Below are 16,191 nucleotides of genomic sequence, written 5' to 3'. Positions count from 1 at the left end.
TAAAATGAGAATAAATAAAATATGCTTTAGCCTACTTATTTATTTAGGCTATACGGTACCTTTATATGCTGAAAATGCCATCGACAATAATACGACAGAGGGAAATATCTATTTTGACCCTGATTTCTTAGAGCTACCAAATAAAGACTCTGTTGATTTAAGCCAATTTGAAAATAACCAACAATTGGCCGGTAATTATTACGTTGATATTTATGTCAACACTAACTTAATCGGGGCGAAAAATTTAAAGTTTGATAAAGGCACCGATAATAAATTGGTTCCTTGCTTAACTCTGGATGATTTAAAAAGCTTCGATATTAAAATTGCAGATTATCCTGAGCTACAAAATAGCCAAACAGGCTGTGTTAACTTAGCAATCATTCCAGATGCAACAAGTCAGTTTGAATTTGATTCACAGCGGTTATACCTCAGTATTCCGCAGATCGCGCTGGCGAAAAACCCAAGGGGTTATGTTGACCTTGCGGATATCGACAACGGTATTACTGCCCTATTACTGAATTACAGCTATAGCGGTTCTAAAAATACCGATCGTAAAGGTGGAGAAGACACCACCTCAAACTACGTCAATTTACGCCCCGGCTTAAATATTGGGGCATGGCGTCTGCGCAACTATACCACGTGGTCCAACAGCACAGGGCAGCCCAATAAATGGGATACTGTTTATACTTACGCCTCCCGTGGGATCAACCGCATAAAAAGCCAATTAACCTTGGGAGACAGCGTTTCTCCATCAGAGGTGTTTGACAGTGTGCCATTTCGTGGGGCGCAGCTCGCCACCGATGATGATATGTACCCTGAAAGTCTCCGTGGCTATGCGCCCGTTGTGCGTGGGATAGCCCGCAACAACGCACAGGTCACCATTCGCCAAAACGGTTACACCATCTACCAAACCGATGTAGCAGCTGGCCCCTTTGAAATCACTGACCTCTACCCAACGGGCAGCAGTGGTGACTTACATGTGACGATAAAAGAATCGAACGGTAGCGAACAGGTGCAAATTGTGCCGTTTGCCTCGCTCCCTGTATTGCAGCGAGAAGGTTATTTATCCTACAGCACCACCGCGGGGGAATATCGCTCCTATGATAGTCATGTAGATAAAACCAAATTTGGCCAGTTCACGTTGGTTTACGGTTTACCCTATGGCATCACCATGTTCGGAGGGAGTCAGTTCAGTGAAAAATACCAATCTTATTCGATAGGTGCTGGGCAAAACATGGGACGTTTTGGCGCGCTTTCTATTGATGTGACCCAATCTCACGCCAAAATGCGTGATGACCGCAAAGAACGTGGGCAGTCTTACCGCTTTAGATATAACAAAAACCTCAATGATATCGGCACCAATATTGCTTTGGCAGGTTACCGCTATTCGACCCAAGGGTATTACAGTTTATCCGAGGTGTTTGATACCTTCCGTGATACCACTTACACTCCTGAAATCGAACGCCGCCGTAATCGCGGTGAAATCACCCTCAGCCAAAACCTAGGGGATACTTACGGTTCTATTTCAATGGGTTATGTTAATGAAGATTATTGGAATAGTGACCGCAAAACACAGTCAGCAACCCTTGGCTATAACAATAGCTGGCAAGGGGTCAGTTATGGGCTGAATTACACCTATAACAAAAATACCAGCAGCTATTCCCTGAGTGCTGGGGCAAAAAAATACAGTGATGAAGACCACTTATTTACTTTTTCGGTCAATATTCCGTTCAGTTTGTTTGAAGATACCGCCTACATTAACTTTGCCAGTAACCACAGTAGCCGAGACTCCAGTTCGAGTAGCATCGGTGTATCAGCATCTCACCTGAACAACCGTTTAAATTGGAGTATGCAACAGAGTTTAGCCGATCAGGGGCAAGGCAGTTCTGGTAATGCGAACTCCACCTATAAGGGCAGGTATGGTGAAGTTTCTGGTGGTGCGAGCTATAGCAAGGATAACTATAACCTGTACTACGGAACTAACGGCAGCCTTGTCGCCCACGCAGGTGGGTTAGTGTTAGGGCAACAACTGGGTGAGACTGCTGCGCTGGTAGAAGTGCCTGATGCAGGGAATGTTCCCATATTAAACCAAGCGGGTGTAGTAACCAATAGCCAAGGTTACGCGTTAGTGCCATACGTGACGGCCTACCGTAAAAATTCCATCGATATTGATACTTCGGCGTTACCTAACAACACGGAAATGGAACTCACTAGCCAGTCGGTCTCCCCAAGCCGTGGTGCGCTAGTGAAATCCAGTTTCACCGCTAATGTCGGTTATCGCGCCATTATGGTATTGAATTTTGCAGATGGGAAGCCAGTTCCATTTGGTGCGCAGGCGATATTTAAAGATAACCCGCAGCTAAATAATCTAGTGGGTAATGATGGCGAAGTTTATTTATCCGGTTTAACTGAGAGTGGGAACTTTATTATTCAATATAACGAGAAACAACAGTGTCAGGTTAATTATAACTTAGCCGGTGTTTCAGATTATATGGGGTTATATAAAACTCAAGGAGTTTGTTTGTGAAAAAGAAAATCACAGTAAAATTACTTTTATTACTCGTAGTATTTCTCATTATTAACAATAAAGCAAAGGCTGCCTACGATTGTTTTAAAGGTCAACCTGTTCGTGCCGCCTATATTGATGGTACACATAAAATTAATATTCCATTCGACAGTAATTTTACTGGTGATTTAAAGACAATAATAGCAACTTCAAGTATCCCTCTTAGCTTGTATGTAAATAATAGTGGAAACGATTATAATAGTTCATGTAAAGGACTCAATGAAAATAACAGCAATATTGGAAAAACCTATTTTCAATATTTATATGCAAATGGCCAAACGTTTCAAACACCTTTACAAACAAATATTTCAGGTATTTCACAATATGTTAGAATGGTTGCACGCCATTGTCCGTCATGCACAGCAAGTATTTATTTTCCTTATTCTGGAACGGCTAGTGTGACGTATGGTTCCCCAAATCTTGGTAAGCCATCCTATTTTACATTAACTATAAAACAGACAGGAAAAGTAATAAAATCTGGATATATTGATAGTGGATTAATTGCTACCAAAGGCAATCGTAATGCCGCAGCAGGCCCTGTTTATCATTTAAACAGCACATTGTCTATTCAACCTAATTCTATCTATATAAATGTGCTTAATTGTTCGTTAAATCAGAGCGTTTACAATATTAATTTAGGCGACTGGTACGATACTCAATTTAAAAATACTGGGGATACTAGTGAGATGATTGATATTCCAATTTCACTAAAATGTAACCCTGAGACAAATATTAATGTAACTGTGAAAAGTACCAATGGTTCATCCTCTCCGACAGGTGGCTGGCTCAACTTAGCCTCCGACGGAAATAGCGCAAAAGGCATCGCCATACAACTATTAGATAACAATAACAACCCAATAACATTGGATAAAAAATTCACTCAAGCAACAAATGTTTCAGAAGGCGATTATATATTCAACTGGAAAGCCCGTTATATTAAAACAGCAGACAAAATTACTCCCGGAAGTGCAAATGCCTCAGCCACCGTTAATATTCGTTATGAATAGGATTAAATAATGAAAAATTTAATGCACTCCTTATTGATAATAAATAGCTTGATCTCTAGCTTTTATACATATGCTGAAGATAACGTCATATTAAATTTCACAGGCAATATCAAAGCCGCTACCTGTAATATCTCTGGCGGCAACAATATTGATATTGACTTAAAGCGTTTACCGGTTGATATATTTAATAGCGCGCAGACAGGATCCGACTGGAAAAATTTTGATATTTATTTAAATAACTGCTCTTCATTTGTGAACCAAATTAAACTGACATTTGCAGGCACTGCAGATGCTGCTGACATAAACAGCTTATATAAAAATCTCGGTACTGCACAGAATATCGCTGTGCAATTACAAAGTGGTGATGGTGCCACACCATTAGGTAATCTAAAAATATTACAAGTGCCCTTAAATGGGCAATCTGATATTGCTATCCCATTACGTACCCGTGCATTTAGCGCAGTAGGTAATGTCGTGCCTGGATCTATTTCAGCCAATATCACCGCCACCATCACCTATTTATAAACCGGAGCATATAACATGAAGAAAATGATACTGTTATTCTGTCTTGCTTCCAGTCCCCTATTGGCAGCAGACCCACAAATTAATATCAACGTACATGGCTATGTCGCAGTGATGCCTTGCGAATTAGAAACCATCAATCATGTCATTGACCTAAAAAAAGTGAATGCTTGGAATATTCGAGATACACAAACTTCACCGTGGGTTGATTTCTCAATTAAATTGAAAAATTGCCCTATTGGCACTAAAGAGGCCATTATGGAGATTAAAGGCACACCTGACACAGGCACAACTGACTATTTTATCAACACCGGCTCTGCTAAAAATGTCGCATTAAACTTAGCTCACCATGCAAATAAAACCACGATAAAAAATGGTGAAAAAATTGCAGCGCTGGTCAATGAACAAACCCGCACAATTGACATTCCACTATCAGCGAGAATGGCGGGTTATGGATCAGGAATGACAAGCGGTTCATTTAATAGCCACCTTGATTTTACATTTGTTTATCATTAACAAGGTCTGGCTATTATAGTAACTAATACCCAAATGAAAACTGTATAGCTCGAATACGTATGATTTAAATCAAGATAGAAACCATAGTACCTGATAGATGTATCTTGAAGGTACAAGGCATTTTTTACTTATTAAAAATAAAAAATCAATGAGGTTAAATAATGAGCAATTATTACCCTGTCTCTGCGGTCATTGGTAATAAAATAAAGTCATTGCGTAAAAATAAAGGACTCTCTCTTGTTACTCTCGCTAAAACGGTTGGAATTAGTGAGCAACAACAATTACGTTATGAACGAGGAAATAACCGAATATCGGTAGATAGGCTAAAACAATACTCCAACTATTTTGATATTAACATTAGTTACTTTTTTTCGTTTAGTGAAGATGAAAAAACAAAAATTAAAAATGGTTATGAAATTAAAAAATCATTTTCTTTATAGTATTTTTACTTAATCATTATTGGTTATCAGTATGAAAAAAAACACATCTAGAATTATCGGAGCACGGATCCGCACACTAAGAAAAGACCATAACATGAGTATTCAGCAACTCAGCACATTACTCGGGATAAGTCAGCAGCATCAATCTCGACATGAACTAGGGGAAATACGAATTCACGTTGATACTTTATATTTTATTTCTGAAATACTCGACCTTGATATTCAAGAATTAATTATTGATTTTGCCATTCCAGCACCAGTTAGCACAATAAACAATCAACAGAATAGAAGAAAAATACTCCAAGCAGAAAGCCTATTATCGCCAGAAAAAATTTCAATTTGTACAAATAGTATCAACAAAAAATAATGTTGCATATTTTTAGGTTGTTGCTCTTTATTATCAAAATAAGAGCAACCTTCGCCTATGTAGTCTTAGTTAAACCATCTAAAATTAAGACTACATCTCTAGTGGTACTTAATTAAAAAACAAGACAGAGCACATTTAGACCTACCAAAACCGACAATTACACTATACTTTCGTTTTTCGACAATACAAATAAAACAATCACTACATTTTACCTAACGTGCCAAAGATTGATAATTCCAAATAATCTCTATATGAGAGATAAATTAAATTTATATCCCTCCTTGTAATTATTCTTAGCTTTATATCGTTATTTAACTTTAGTCAAATAATCATTAAAAATTATATTTAACTTAGTTCAATATAGTATATCAACCCCTCTCTCATAATGTGTTAACTCAATTAAAAAAATTAAATACTTTAATATTTAATTATATATTTCCAATTTTAACAAAACTTGTTTATTTTAAAAAATAGTCTCAAAATACTCTTCAGTTGAGTAATTATTGTTTTTATATACTCAATGAAAAATAAATAATTATCTTTTGGAGAAAAACAAATGAAAAAGAATTTACTTGCATCATTAATTGCAGCAACCTCAATCGTTGCTGTTAATAATGCATTAGCGGCGGATGGTACTATCGACTTTACAGGTGAAATCATCGACCAAGCATGCGAATTAGCTGCTGGCTCTGATGCATTAAAAGTAAATCTCGGAAAAGTATCTAAAACCGCATTACCAACTGCAGGAAGCACTGCTGCTGCAACTAAATTTACGATTAAATTAATTAATTGCCCTGCTACCGTAACAACGGCTTCAGTGAAATTTGATGCGGATTCTTATGTTGGTGATGATGAAGTTATTAAATTAAAAGAAGAAACTGGCGTTGCAACTGGCGTTGGTATTCAAATTACTGATGATGAGAATAAAGTCGTGCCATTGTTTACTGCCTCTAAAACTTATCCATTAAAACAAAATGTAGAAAATAATTTAGATTTCAGAGCACGTTATATTGCCAAGTCTAGCGCTGTGACCCCTGGTCCTGCTAATGCGACAGCAACTTTTACAATCAATTATAACTAAATAATAAATAAGGTTTAAAAGGACTTAAGCCTTATCTAATAATAATCAATGGTGGTATTATGAAATCTATTATCTATATTTTTATTTCCTTATTGGCACTAATAAACACTGCGAATGCTGGTGTTATTATTGGTGGAACCCGTGTTATTTATAACGAGGGAAACAAAGATGTCAGCATCAGTGTGGAAAATCCAGATAAAATCCCTTATTTGATTCAATCTTGGATAGATAATATAGATGAAAAAAAACAGTCTGATTTTTCTATCACACCACCATTATTTAGGCTAAATGCAGATAGAACTAATGCACTAAGAATATTTTTAACAGAAAATAAATTACCTAATGATAGAGAGTCATTATTCTGGCTAAATATAAAAACTATTCCAGCAACAGAAAGAACAGAAAACTCATTACAAATTGCCTTTAAAACGCAAATGAAATTAATTTATCGCCCCAAGGGATTAAAAGATGTTGATTTTATTGAAGAGCAAAAAAAATTAGTGTGGTCAAAATCTGGAAATAAAATTACGGTTAAAAACCCAACGCCATATTTTATGAATTTCCAGAGCATCAGTTTTAATGGAACAAAGGCTAATGACGTTTCTTATGCGGCACCTTTCTCAAGTGCGACTTTCGAGGTTAATAACTCAAATAGTAATGGGACAATAAAATGGGAAGTTATTAATGATTATGGTGCAGCGCCAGAAGCACTCGAAAAGAAAATATAAAACTATAAAATAAGTTGGGCTTTATCATGAAAATAAATAAAATATCTCTAGGCCTGCTATTATATTTAGGCTATACCGCATCGCTATATGCTGAAGAAAAAATAGAAAATAATGTCTACTTTGATCCTGACTTTTTAGAGCTACCGAATAAAGATTCGGTTGATTTGTCACAGTTCGAGAATAATGAACAATTAGCGGGTGATTACTATGTTGATATTTATGTCAACACCAACTTAATTGGTGCTAAAAATCTTAAATTTGAAAAAAATAGCCGTAACCAATTAGTTCCGTGTTTATCACTGGCTGATATTAAAGAGTTTGGTATCAAAACAGCCGAATACCCTGAATTACAAACCGCAGGAAGCCACTGTGTAAACCTTGCCGCGATCCCTGATGCCACAAGTAATTTTGAGTTTGATTCTCAACGTTTATATTTAAGCATCCCCCAAATCGCATTGGATAGAAACCCAAGGAGTTACGTTGACTTAGCCAATATCGATAATGGGATCAACGCACTGCTATTAAATTATAGCTATAACGGCTCTAAGAATTACGATCGTAAAAGTAGTGGCTCGGATAACACATCCCATTATGTAAATTTAAGACCTGGCTTAAATATTGGAGCATGGCGGTTACGCAATTACACCACATGGTCAAGTAGTACCGACCAATCCGGTAAATGGGATACCATCTATACCTACGCATCACGCGGTATTAATCGCATCAAAAGTCAGTTGACCTTGGGGGATAGTGTCTCACCTTCGATGGTTTTTGATAGCGTGCCATTTCGGGGTGCCCAACTTGCGACAGATGATGATATGTCCCCTGAGAGTTTACGCGGCTATGCGCCCGTTGTACGTGGGATTGCTCGTAGCAACGCACAGGTGACGATCCGCCAAAATGGTTACATTATCTACCAAACCGAGGTGGCTGCAGGCCCTTTTGAAATCAATGACTTATACCCAACAGGGGGAAGCGGTGATTTGCATGTCACCATCAAAGAATCCAACGGTAGCGAGCAATATCAAATCGTTCCTTTTGCTTCATTACCCGTATTGCAGCGTGAAGGATATTTTTCTTATAGCGTAACGGGCGGGGAATACCGCGCTTATGACAGTAGCATTGATAAAACAAAATTTGGCCAATTTACCTTAATCTATGGTCTACCATATGGTATTACCGCTTATGGTGGTAGCCAAGTGAGTGAGCATTACCAATCTTACTCCATCGGTGCAGGCCAAAACCTTGGGCGATTTGGTGCATTATCCATTGACGTTACTCATGCAAATTCAACGCTAAGTAATGATGTTAAGGAGAAAGGTCAATCATACCGCTTCCGCTATAACAAAAATATCAACGATATTGGTACGAATATCGCATTAGCGGGTTACCGCTATTCCACTAAAGGTTTTTATAGTTTAGCGGAAGTCTTTGATGGTTATAGAAATACAAACTATGCTCCAGAAATTGAACGACGCCGTAATCGCGGTGAAATCACCCTCAGCCAAAACTTAGGGGATAACTTTGGTTCAATCTCTGTCGGCTACATCAATGAAGACTACTGGAATAGTGACCGTAAAACACAATCTGCTACCGTGGGTTACAACAACAGTTGGCAAGGCATCAGTTATAGTTTGAATTATACCTATAACAAAAATACTAATAGCTACTCATATACTTCCGGTAGCCGCACGAAAAGTGAAGATGACCATCAATTAGCGTTTTCGGTCAGTGTGCCATTTACCGTGTTTGATAACACCTTCTATTACAACTTTAACAGTAATAGTAGCAGCAACGGCCCAAGCACAGGCAGTATTGGGCTTTCCGCTTCACAACTCAATAACCGCTTAAATTGGAGCATGCAGCAGGGTTTCACCACTCAAGAACAAGGTACGAGCGGCAATATGAACGCCTCTTATAAAGGCCAATATGGTGAAGTTTCAGGCGGCACTGGCTATAGCAAAGACAACTATAACCTTTATTACGGTGTGAATGGTAGCTTAGTGGCTCACTCTGGCGGCCTTGTACTCGGCCAACAATTAGGGGAAACCGCGGCGATTGTTGAAGTCCCAGATGCAGGTGATGTTCCCATTTTAAACCAAGCTGGGGTTGTTACTAATAACCAAGGTTATGCACTCGTGCCTTATGTCACGGCTTATCGTAAAAATGTGATTGATATTGACACTTCTGAACTACCTGAAAATACGGAAATGGAATTAACCAGCCAAAGTGTTGCACCAAGCCGTGGTGCTCTGGTGAAAGCTAGCTTTGCGGCGAATGTCGGGTACCGAGCCATCATGATATTAACCTTTGCTGATGGTAACCCCGTACCTTTTGGTGCTCAGGCGATATTTAAAGATAACCCACAGCTAAATAATATAGTGGGTAATGATGGTGAAATTTATTTATCTGGCTTAGCTGAAAATGGCAATTTTATTATTCAATATAACGAGAAACAACAGTGCCAAGTAAATTATAACTTAGCAGGCATATCGAACTATATGGGGTTATATAAAACAACTGCTGTTTGCCGATAATAAGGGGTAAATAATGAAAAATTTTATTTATAGAACAATATTGTCAGTGAGTTGTATATATTTATACTCAGGATATGCTAATGCAGCATGTGTGCAAAATCCTACATGGAGAAATATACAAAAAACAATACCTAATGAAACAATCAACATACAATATGATGACACTAGGTCTTATCAATTAAAATCGATATCTTTACCGATTTATACGGGGACTTATAACCCGACTAATGGTGTTGGTCAAGATTGTGGCGGAAATCAAGTTGGTATTTATCTAGCACCAGTCAGTAATGGTATGGCCGTAAGTGGAATTAATGGTATTGGTGTCAAAGCGAGAATTAATAGCTTTGGATCAAATACCTTCTTTCCTGTCAATGGCCCATATACGGCAACTACATGGACATTCTCGAATCCAGCATGGGATATCCGTATAGAAAAAACGGGGCGCGTTACTTCTGGTGGGATTATTTCAACTCGGCAACTCGCTAGATTTTATCAACAGAATAGAAAGACAGGTACCAATTTTTATATTTCAACTGTTTCTTTTTCCACTAACTATCGAATAAATGTACTCAGTTGCTCACTAAAAAATTCAGTTCCTACCATCAACTTAGGGGATTGGTATGATACCCAATTTCCCTCTGTTGGCAGTACCAGTACAAATATCAATATTCCCATAACATTAAGCTGTATGGCAGGTACTAATATCAAAGCGACGGTCACAAGTTCTAAATATGAAGATACCGCTACAGGAAAATTAGGGCTAACGGGTACTAATACTGCCACTGGCGTGGCAATACAATTGCTGGATAAAAATAATAACCCGATCAAGTTGAACACGTTAAATAGCCTGCAAAATAATGTACCGGCTGGTGATTATATGTTTAATTGGAAAGCTCGCTATATCAAAACGGCCGATAACATCACGCCGGGTACAGCGAATGCCTCCGCGACTGTAAATATTCGCTATGAGTAGGAATAAAAAATGAAAAATATATCTAAAAATTTACTTTTACTTAGTAGCTTAATATTCAGCGGAAATTTATTTGCTGCTAGCACAGTGACATTGAACTTTACCGGAAATATTCGAGCCGCAACTTGCAATATTACCGGTGGGAATAATATTGATATTGACCTAAAAAATATTTCTGCTGATGTATTTCGTAATGCGAGTTCAGGTTCTAATTGGAACACATTTAATATTAGCCTAAATAATTGTTCATCTTTTATTAACCAGGTAAAACTGACGTTTACAGGAACCGCGGATACTGCGGATACTGCGGATACTGCAAGCTTATACAAAAACCAAGGTACGGCTAAAAACCTAGCCGTTCAACTACAAAATGGTAATGGAACAACCGCTTTAGGTAACCAAAAAGTATTACAAGTTCCGACAAATGGGCAAGCGAATATTAATATTCCATTACGCACACGTGCTTTTAGCTCATTAGGTAATGCCACTCCGGGAACTATTTCCGCCAACATTACGGCAACAATTACCTATTTATAAAAGAGAAAATAACATGAGACATTTTATTCTATTACTATCACTAATGAGCTGTTCTTTAACTGCATTTGGGCTAACTGCAAATATTAAAGTGCATGGCGTCGTTATTGCTGCACCTTGTGAAGTCGAAAAAAACAACTATTTAATTGATTTGAAAAAAATTAACATTTGGAATATCAAAGATACGCAAAAATCTCCGTGGGTTGATTTTTCCGTGAAGTTAAAAAATTGCCCTGTCGGCACTACCAAAGCTGTAATGAAAATATCAGGTACGCCAGACTCAATAGTCACTGAACATTTTATTAATAATGGTACGGCGAAAAATGTGGCATTAAATTTAGCAAATACTGGTAATAAAACAACAATAAAAAATGGCGATACCATTACCGCAAATGTTAATACTCAAACGCGAAATGTTGAAATTCCATTATCGGCAAGAGTATCTGGTTATGGCAGTGGTATGGTTGCAGGTTCATTTAAAAGCCATTTAGAATTTACATTTACCTATCAGTAATTAATTTTTTGTTGTATCAATTCGAATAGGGGAAAGCGGTATGCCTAATTACTATCCTATATCAAGAATAATTGGAAATAAAATCACCTATTATCGAAAAATGAAAGGAATGACACTAGACAATTTATCTAAAATCATTGGAGTGAGTGAACAACAACAATCCCGCTACGAACGGGGAATTAATCGAATTAATATTGACAGGCTTAATGAATACGCCAGAATATTTAAAATTGATATTATGGATTTTTTTATTTTCAATTCGAGGGAGATTAATGAGATTGAATATGCAGAAGAAAAATATTTAAATAAAAAAGAAAATGTTAAGGATATTTTATGACTAAAAAGAAAATTTTACGGGTAATAATAGGCTCGGTTTTTGCTTATTCTACATATACACAAGCAGCCTGTATTCAAAACCCTAATTTACGGAATGTTGTGGTGAATGTACCTGCAAGAACCTATTCACTGCAATATGATGATACCGGGGCTCGTGATTTAGCCACGATTCAAGTCAATTTTAAAGGCTCACAAGTCAATACATTTTCAGGCCCAAGAAGTAATGGTCAATGTGGTAATGCCTACTTACATGCTGACTATGTCAATGGTTGGGTACCAAACGGCAATAAAATTGCAGCCAGTAATATACCGGGCATCAGCATTCAAGTGAAAGCAACCAATATCGGTTTTTTAAATACACGTTATGGACCACCAACAGCAGCTAATCCAGCCGCTTGGGGGATCCCTAACCCATATTGGACTATCACTATCAAAAAAACAGGGCAAGTCACACAGGGGGGAAATTTAAAGGCAGGGCATGTGGGAAGATTAACACAGCGTAACCCTGCGCCACATAACAGTACGTGGAATTTAACATCGTTGAATATTCCAGCAGGTGCTATCAAAATTAATGTATTAAAGTGCTCAACAAAAGCGACAAGTTACAATGTTAACTTAGGGACTTGGTATGATACTCAGTTTAAAGCTATTGGCTCTACTAGCAATAGTGTCAATATACCCATTACATTAAGCTGCGCTGCAGGCACCAATCTAAAAGTGACAGTTACAAGTAGTGCTGGGTATGTTGATACCAATACAGGGAAGATTAAATTGTCTGGGCAAGGGCAAGCAGCCGGAATCGCCATTCAATTATTAGATAGAAACAGTAACCCAATAAAGCTCAACTCAAAGTTCACTTTACAAAACAATGTTGCAGGTGGCGATTATATTTTTAATTGGAAAGCTCGATATATTAAAACTGCTAATAACATAACCGCAGGAACAGCAAACTCAACAGCGTCGGTTAACATAAGATATGAATAAATAATATTCAATGTTAATTCATAAAAAGATGATGATTTATTTATAACTTGTTTTTTATTGCTAACATCGAAAAATATCATCGAATAATTGATAAATAGCAAATTTACTATTTTATTAAAATGGTTAAGATAGAGAGGTAATCTTTCATCGTGTTTAGTTAGAAATAAAAAATATAATTATAGGAGTATATATGACTTATTCAACATCTCACCTAATCGGCAAGAAAATACTTTTTTATCGGAAAACGAATGGGCTTTCAGTTAATGAATTATCCGAGGTTATTGGCATCAGCCCACAGCAGCAATCACGATATGAACGAGGAGTAAATAGAATAAGTTTAGATAGGTTGCTCCAATATGCAACGTATTTTGAGATTGATATTCAAGCATTCTTTCAGTCTCATGACATTTAATAAATAAATTAAGTAGTAATACCTGTACTAAAAAATCACATTAAAAACATTTAATTATATTCACATTGCAATATTCAAAATCAATTAGAGAGAAAATCATGAAACGAAAAATATCTAAATCCGTCGGTTTAAAAATAAGATCATTAAGAGAAATTCACGGAATGAGTGGTAAAGAATTAAGCATGTTATTAGGTATTAGCCAACAACACCAATCACGCTATGAAAATGGTGAGGTTAATATTCATGTCGACACCATTTACCAGTTGGCAAAAATATTTAATGTTTCGCCGACCTATTTCTTTACTGAAACTATTACGAATATTAATAGTACAGATCTCCCTATTAATAAAAAGAATTATTTCTCTGCTGAAGCTTTGGTATTCTAACCTCTAAATATGAGCATTATAATATGCCAGTAAATTAAATGTCGGTGCTATTTCTATTTATAATATAGCACCGACTTATTGTTCTTTTTGAGATTCTTCCACCAACCAATTGCGAAACGTCATCATTGCAGGTGTATATGGCTTAGACTTCAAGCGGCTAAGCCAGTAACCCCCTAATGTTACAGATATATCAAAAGGTTGAACTAACTCCCCTGCGCTTAATTCATGGCTAAACATACAACTTGGCACCAATGCCACACTGTCAGTTAATAACGCAGCCTCAACCATTAAACGTGATGAATCAAATACTGGGCCTTTGACACGCCAAGGGTCAATCTCCGCAGCTAAAAACCATTTTTCCCATTCATCTTTACGATATGAACGCATTAACGGATGGGATTTTAAATCTAATGGATGTTTCAGCTGATTCGCAACTTTCTCTGAACAAAGCACCGTATGCGCAGTTGAAAATAGTGGTGTATTTTCTACGAGTGGCCATAGCCCTTCACCAAAGCGGATCGCAAAATCTACGCCTTCAGCTGCTAAATTCACCACATTGTTATGAGTCATAATGCGTAAATCAATATAAGGGTATAACTCCGAAAATTGCGTTAGTCTTGGTAATAACCAGCCCACTGCAAATGTGCCAACAACTGAAATACTTAAGGCTTCTCGATAATGGCCATCTTCAAACTGCAGCAACAGTGACTCAATTTGGTCAAAAGAGCGACTCAAAACAGGCAATAATGCAAAACCTTCTTCGGTTAATGCAAGCCCTCGAGGTAAACGAATAAATAGTTCTAGCCCCAATTGTTCCTCTAATAGCCTAACTTGTTGGCTGACAGCGGCCTGAGTCACATTCAATTCAATTCCTGCTCGTGTAAAACTTAAATGCCGTGCTGAAGCTTCAAAAGCCCTAAGCGCATTGAGAGGAAGCCGATGACGATAATTTTCTGCCATAAGATTTTCTTTTACCTCATCGAATTTTATATCGTTTTAAATAATGTTTGAGAGCATGCATACTATTTTTCAAACACGGATTATCCGCTGAAAATCGTATATTAAAGCACTTTTAATTCACAATGAAATGCTTTCCTGTTCCTGTTAGCAATAACTTAAACTTGTATTTATTGGAATAACTCTATGAAAACTTTTTTTCGTCAGGGGCGAATTTTTATCGCGCTCAGCTTGGCGTTAACAACGCTATCCACCCATGCTCTCACGCAAACGGATGTCGATAATATAATTAAACCTCTAATGGAACAAAAACAGATCCCAGGGATGTCTGTCGCAATTTCCGTTGATGGAAAGCACTATATTTATCACTATGGTGTGCAATCTAAACAAGACTTAGTCCCTGTCAGTGATAAGACTTTATTTGAGATTGGGTCTTTATCTAAAACGTTCACTGCCACACTCGCAGCCTACGCACAAAACCAAGGAAAACTCGATTTCTCGCAAAAGGTAAGCCACTATCTTCCTGAATTAAAAGGGTCTGTTTTTGACCAAGTGACAATCATGAACTTGGCAACTCACACTTCGGGTTTATCGTTATTTGTGCCTGATAACATTACAAATTCAGCGGAGTTAATCCATTATTATCAGCAGTGGAAACCTACCAAAGCCATTGGACAGTATCGCTCTTATTCAAATCTTGGCGTGGGGCTACTCGGTATCGTTACGGCTAAACAACTCAAAATGCCATTTGAACAAGCGATGGAAAAACTGATGCTGCCTGCGCTAGGGCTAAAACATACCTATATTCATGTCCCTAAAAATCAACAGAAAAATTATGCTCAAGGTTATAATAAGAACAACCAACCCGTTCGTGTAACACCACAAATTTTAGATGCTGAATCTTATGGTTTGAAATCGAATGCGAGAGATCTAATTCGCTTCTTAGATATTAATATGCAAACAAAGAAAGTCGCTAAACCGTGGCAGGAAGCCATAGAGAACACGCATGCAGGGTTCTATATGACCGATTCATTTGTGCAAGATATGATGTGGGAAAGTTATTCATGGCCTGTATCCATTTCTCAATTACAGCAAGGTAACCGAGATGAAATGGCATTACAGCCACAAAAGGTCGAAGCGATTACACCAGCACTACCGCCAGAAACACAAGCTTTCTACAATAAAACCGGCTCAACCAATGGTTTTGCAACCTATGCGGCATTTATTCCGGAAAACCAAGTGGGTATTATTATTTTATCCAACAAATGGTATCCAATCCCTGACCGCATCACTGCGGCCTACCAGCTAATCGAAAAAGCGAAACACTAGCCCAC

Annotated in this window: 18 protein-coding genes; 17 read left to right on the top strand and 1 reads right to left on the bottom strand. The window is 37.5% G+C overall.

Features of this window, described 5'->3' with window-relative positions:
* The first annotated feature begins 4 nt into the window (after positions 1-4).
* The 16 genes from M1E86_RS01320 (at position 5) to M1E86_RS01245 (ending at position 13,900) form a co-directional block, all read left to right on the top strand.
* A complete protein-coding gene (locus tag M1E86_RS01320; RefSeq protein WP_213913543.1) occupies positions 5-2,527 on the top strand; it encodes a fimbria/pilus outer membrane usher protein in 2,523 nt (840 codons plus the stop codon).
* Complete coding sequence (locus tag M1E86_RS01315; RefSeq protein WP_333986684.1) at positions 2,524-3,573, top strand: fimbrial protein; 1,050 nt, start codon at positions 2,524-2,526, stop codon at positions 3,571-3,573. The genes M1E86_RS01320 and M1E86_RS01315 overlap by 4 nt, the downstream gene beginning before the upstream one ends.
* A 9-nt stretch (positions 3,574-3,582) precedes the next feature.
* Positions 3,583-4,098, top strand: a complete 516-nt coding sequence (locus M1E86_RS01310; protein WP_213913542.1) for a fimbrial protein — start codon at positions 3,583-3,585, stop codon at positions 4,096-4,098.
* Positions 4,099-4,113: 15 nt separating this feature from the next.
* A complete protein-coding gene (locus M1E86_RS01305; RefSeq protein ID WP_125891735.1) occupies positions 4,114-4,611 on the top strand; it encodes a fimbrial protein in 498 nt (165 codons plus the stop codon).
* 161 nt (positions 4,612-4,772) lie between these two features.
* Positions 4,773-5,051, top strand: coding sequence for a helix-turn-helix domain-containing protein (locus M1E86_RS01300; RefSeq protein ID WP_213913541.1), 279 nt, complete (start codon positions 4,773-4,775; stop codon positions 5,049-5,051).
* A 31-nt stretch (positions 5,052-5,082) separates the two neighbouring features.
* Positions 5,083-5,418 carry a helix-turn-helix domain-containing protein gene (locus M1E86_RS01295; protein ID WP_248467408.1) on the top strand — a complete coding sequence of 112 codons (336 nt, stop codon included), beginning with the start codon at positions 5,083-5,085 and terminating at the stop codon, positions 5,416-5,418.
* 556 nt (positions 5,419-5,974) lie between these two features.
* The gene (locus M1E86_RS01290; protein ID WP_213913540.1) at positions 5,975-6,499 is read left to right on the top strand and encodes a fimbrial protein; all 525 of its coding nucleotides are present in this window, start codon (positions 5,975-5,977) and stop codon (positions 6,497-6,499) included.
* A gap of 59 nt (positions 6,500-6,558) precedes the next feature.
* Positions 6,559-7,227: a fimbrial biogenesis chaperone gene (locus M1E86_RS01285; protein WP_213913539.1), complete on the top strand. Its 669-nt coding sequence runs from the start codon at positions 6,559-6,561 to the stop codon at positions 7,225-7,227.
* A 26-nt stretch (positions 7,228-7,253) separates the two neighbouring features.
* Positions 7,254-9,764, top strand: coding sequence for a fimbria/pilus outer membrane usher protein (locus M1E86_RS01280; RefSeq protein ID WP_213913538.1), 2,511 nt, complete (start codon positions 7,254-7,256; stop codon positions 9,762-9,764).
* A 13-nt stretch (positions 9,765-9,777) separates the two neighbouring features.
* Positions 9,778-10,737, top strand: coding sequence for a fimbrial protein (locus M1E86_RS01275; protein WP_213913537.1), 960 nt, complete (start codon positions 9,778-9,780; stop codon positions 10,735-10,737).
* A gap of 9 nt (positions 10,738-10,746) precedes the next feature.
* Complete coding sequence (locus M1E86_RS01270) at positions 10,747-11,271, top strand: fimbrial protein (protein WP_426099228.1); 525 nt, start codon at positions 10,747-10,749, stop codon at positions 11,269-11,271.
* A gap of 13 nt (positions 11,272-11,284) precedes the next feature.
* Complete coding sequence (locus M1E86_RS01265) at positions 11,285-11,782, top strand: fimbrial protein (RefSeq protein WP_248467404.1); 498 nt, start codon at positions 11,285-11,287, stop codon at positions 11,780-11,782.
* A gap of 40 nt (positions 11,783-11,822) precedes the next feature.
* Positions 11,823-12,119: a helix-turn-helix domain-containing protein gene (locus M1E86_RS01260; RefSeq protein ID WP_125891742.1), complete on the top strand. Its 297-nt coding sequence runs from the start codon at positions 11,823-11,825 to the stop codon at positions 12,117-12,119.
* Positions 12,116-13,102 carry a fimbrial protein gene (locus tag M1E86_RS01255; RefSeq protein WP_213913536.1) on the top strand — a complete coding sequence of 329 codons (987 nt, stop codon included), beginning with the start codon at positions 12,116-12,118 and terminating at the stop codon, positions 13,100-13,102. The genes M1E86_RS01260 and M1E86_RS01255 overlap by 4 nt, the downstream gene beginning before the upstream one ends.
* A 190-nt stretch (positions 13,103-13,292) precedes the next feature.
* On the top strand, positions 13,293-13,514 hold the full coding sequence (locus M1E86_RS01250; protein ID WP_213913535.1) for a helix-turn-helix domain-containing protein: 222 nt from the start codon (positions 13,293-13,295) through the stop codon (positions 13,512-13,514).
* 98 nt (positions 13,515-13,612) lie between these two features.
* Positions 13,613-13,900 carry a helix-turn-helix domain-containing protein gene (locus tag M1E86_RS01245; RefSeq protein WP_248467402.1) on the top strand — a complete coding sequence of 96 codons (288 nt, stop codon included), beginning with the start codon at positions 13,613-13,615 and terminating at the stop codon, positions 13,898-13,900.
* Positions 13,901-13,975: 75 nt separating this feature from the next.
* Here the strand turns inward: M1E86_RS01245 and M1E86_RS01240 are convergent, their stop codons facing one another.
* Complete coding sequence (locus M1E86_RS01240; protein WP_213913534.1) at positions 13,976-14,860, bottom strand: LysR family transcriptional regulator; 885 nt, start codon at positions 14,858-14,860, stop codon at positions 13,976-13,978.
* A 183-nt stretch (positions 14,861-15,043) separates the two neighbouring features.
* On the opposite strand from M1E86_RS01240, the gene ampC reads away from it, so the two are divergent.
* Positions 15,044-16,186, top strand: a complete 1,143-nt coding sequence (ampC, locus tag M1E86_RS01235; protein ID WP_213913533.1) for a class C beta-lactamase — start codon at positions 15,044-15,046, stop codon at positions 16,184-16,186.
* The last annotated feature ends 5 nt before the right edge of the window (positions 16,187-16,191 follow it).

The sequence above is a fragment of the Providencia sp. PROV200 genome (genome assembly GCF_049901995.1).
Lineage (GTDB): Bacteria > Pseudomonadota > Gammaproteobacteria > Enterobacterales > Enterobacteriaceae > Providencia > Providencia rettgeri_E.
This window is presented reverse-complemented; position numbering and strand designations above follow the sequence as displayed.

What these genes read in the sequence shown, in the direction of transcription:
- M1E86_RS01320 (WP_213913543.1), top strand. Translation starts at nt 5, where the DNA reads ATGAGAATAAATAAAATATGCTTTAGCCTACTTATTTATTTAGGCTAT.
- M1E86_RS01310 (WP_213913542.1), top strand. Translation starts at nt 3,583, where the DNA reads ATGAAAAATTTAATGCACTCCTTATTGATAATAAATAGCTTGATCTCT.
- M1E86_RS01305 (WP_125891735.1), top strand. Translation starts at nt 4,114, where the DNA reads ATGAAGAAAATGATACTGTTATTCTGTCTTGCTTCCAGTCCCCTATTG.
- M1E86_RS01300 (WP_213913541.1), top strand. Translation starts at nt 4,773, where the DNA reads ATGAGCAATTATTACCCTGTCTCTGCGGTCATTGGTAATAAAATAAAG.
- M1E86_RS01295 (WP_248467408.1), top strand. Translation starts at nt 5,083, where the DNA reads ATGAAAAAAAACACATCTAGAATTATCGGAGCACGGATCCGCACACTA.
- M1E86_RS01290 (WP_213913540.1), top strand. Translation starts at nt 5,975, where the DNA reads ATGAAAAAGAATTTACTTGCATCATTAATTGCAGCAACCTCAATCGTT.
- M1E86_RS01285 (WP_213913539.1), top strand. Translation starts at nt 6,559, where the DNA reads ATGAAATCTATTATCTATATTTTTATTTCCTTATTGGCACTAATAAAC.
- M1E86_RS01280 (WP_213913538.1), top strand. Translation starts at nt 7,254, where the DNA reads ATGAAAATAAATAAAATATCTCTAGGCCTGCTATTATATTTAGGCTAT.
- M1E86_RS01275 (WP_213913537.1), top strand. Translation starts at nt 9,778, where the DNA reads ATGAAAAATTTTATTTATAGAACAATATTGTCAGTGAGTTGTATATAT.
- M1E86_RS01270 (WP_426099228.1), top strand. Translation starts at nt 10,747, where the DNA reads ATGAAAAATATATCTAAAAATTTACTTTTACTTAGTAGCTTAATATTC.
- M1E86_RS01265 (WP_248467404.1), top strand. Translation starts at nt 11,285, where the DNA reads ATGAGACATTTTATTCTATTACTATCACTAATGAGCTGTTCTTTAACT.
- M1E86_RS01260 (WP_125891742.1), top strand. Translation starts at nt 11,823, where the DNA reads ATGCCTAATTACTATCCTATATCAAGAATAATTGGAAATAAAATCACC.
- M1E86_RS01255 (WP_213913536.1), top strand. Translation starts at nt 12,116, where the DNA reads ATGACTAAAAAGAAAATTTTACGGGTAATAATAGGCTCGGTTTTTGCT.
- M1E86_RS01250 (WP_213913535.1), top strand. Translation starts at nt 13,293, where the DNA reads ATGACTTATTCAACATCTCACCTAATCGGCAAGAAAATACTTTTTTAT.
- M1E86_RS01245 (WP_248467402.1), top strand. Translation starts at nt 13,613, where the DNA reads ATGAAACGAAAAATATCTAAATCCGTCGGTTTAAAAATAAGATCATTA.
- M1E86_RS01240 (WP_213913534.1), bottom strand. Translation starts at nt 14,860, where the DNA reads ATGGCAGAAAATTATCGTCATCGGCTTCCTCTCAATGCGCTTAGGGCT.
- ampC (WP_213913533.1), top strand. Translation starts at nt 15,044, where the DNA reads ATGAAAACTTTTTTTCGTCAGGGGCGAATTTTTATCGCGCTCAGCTTG.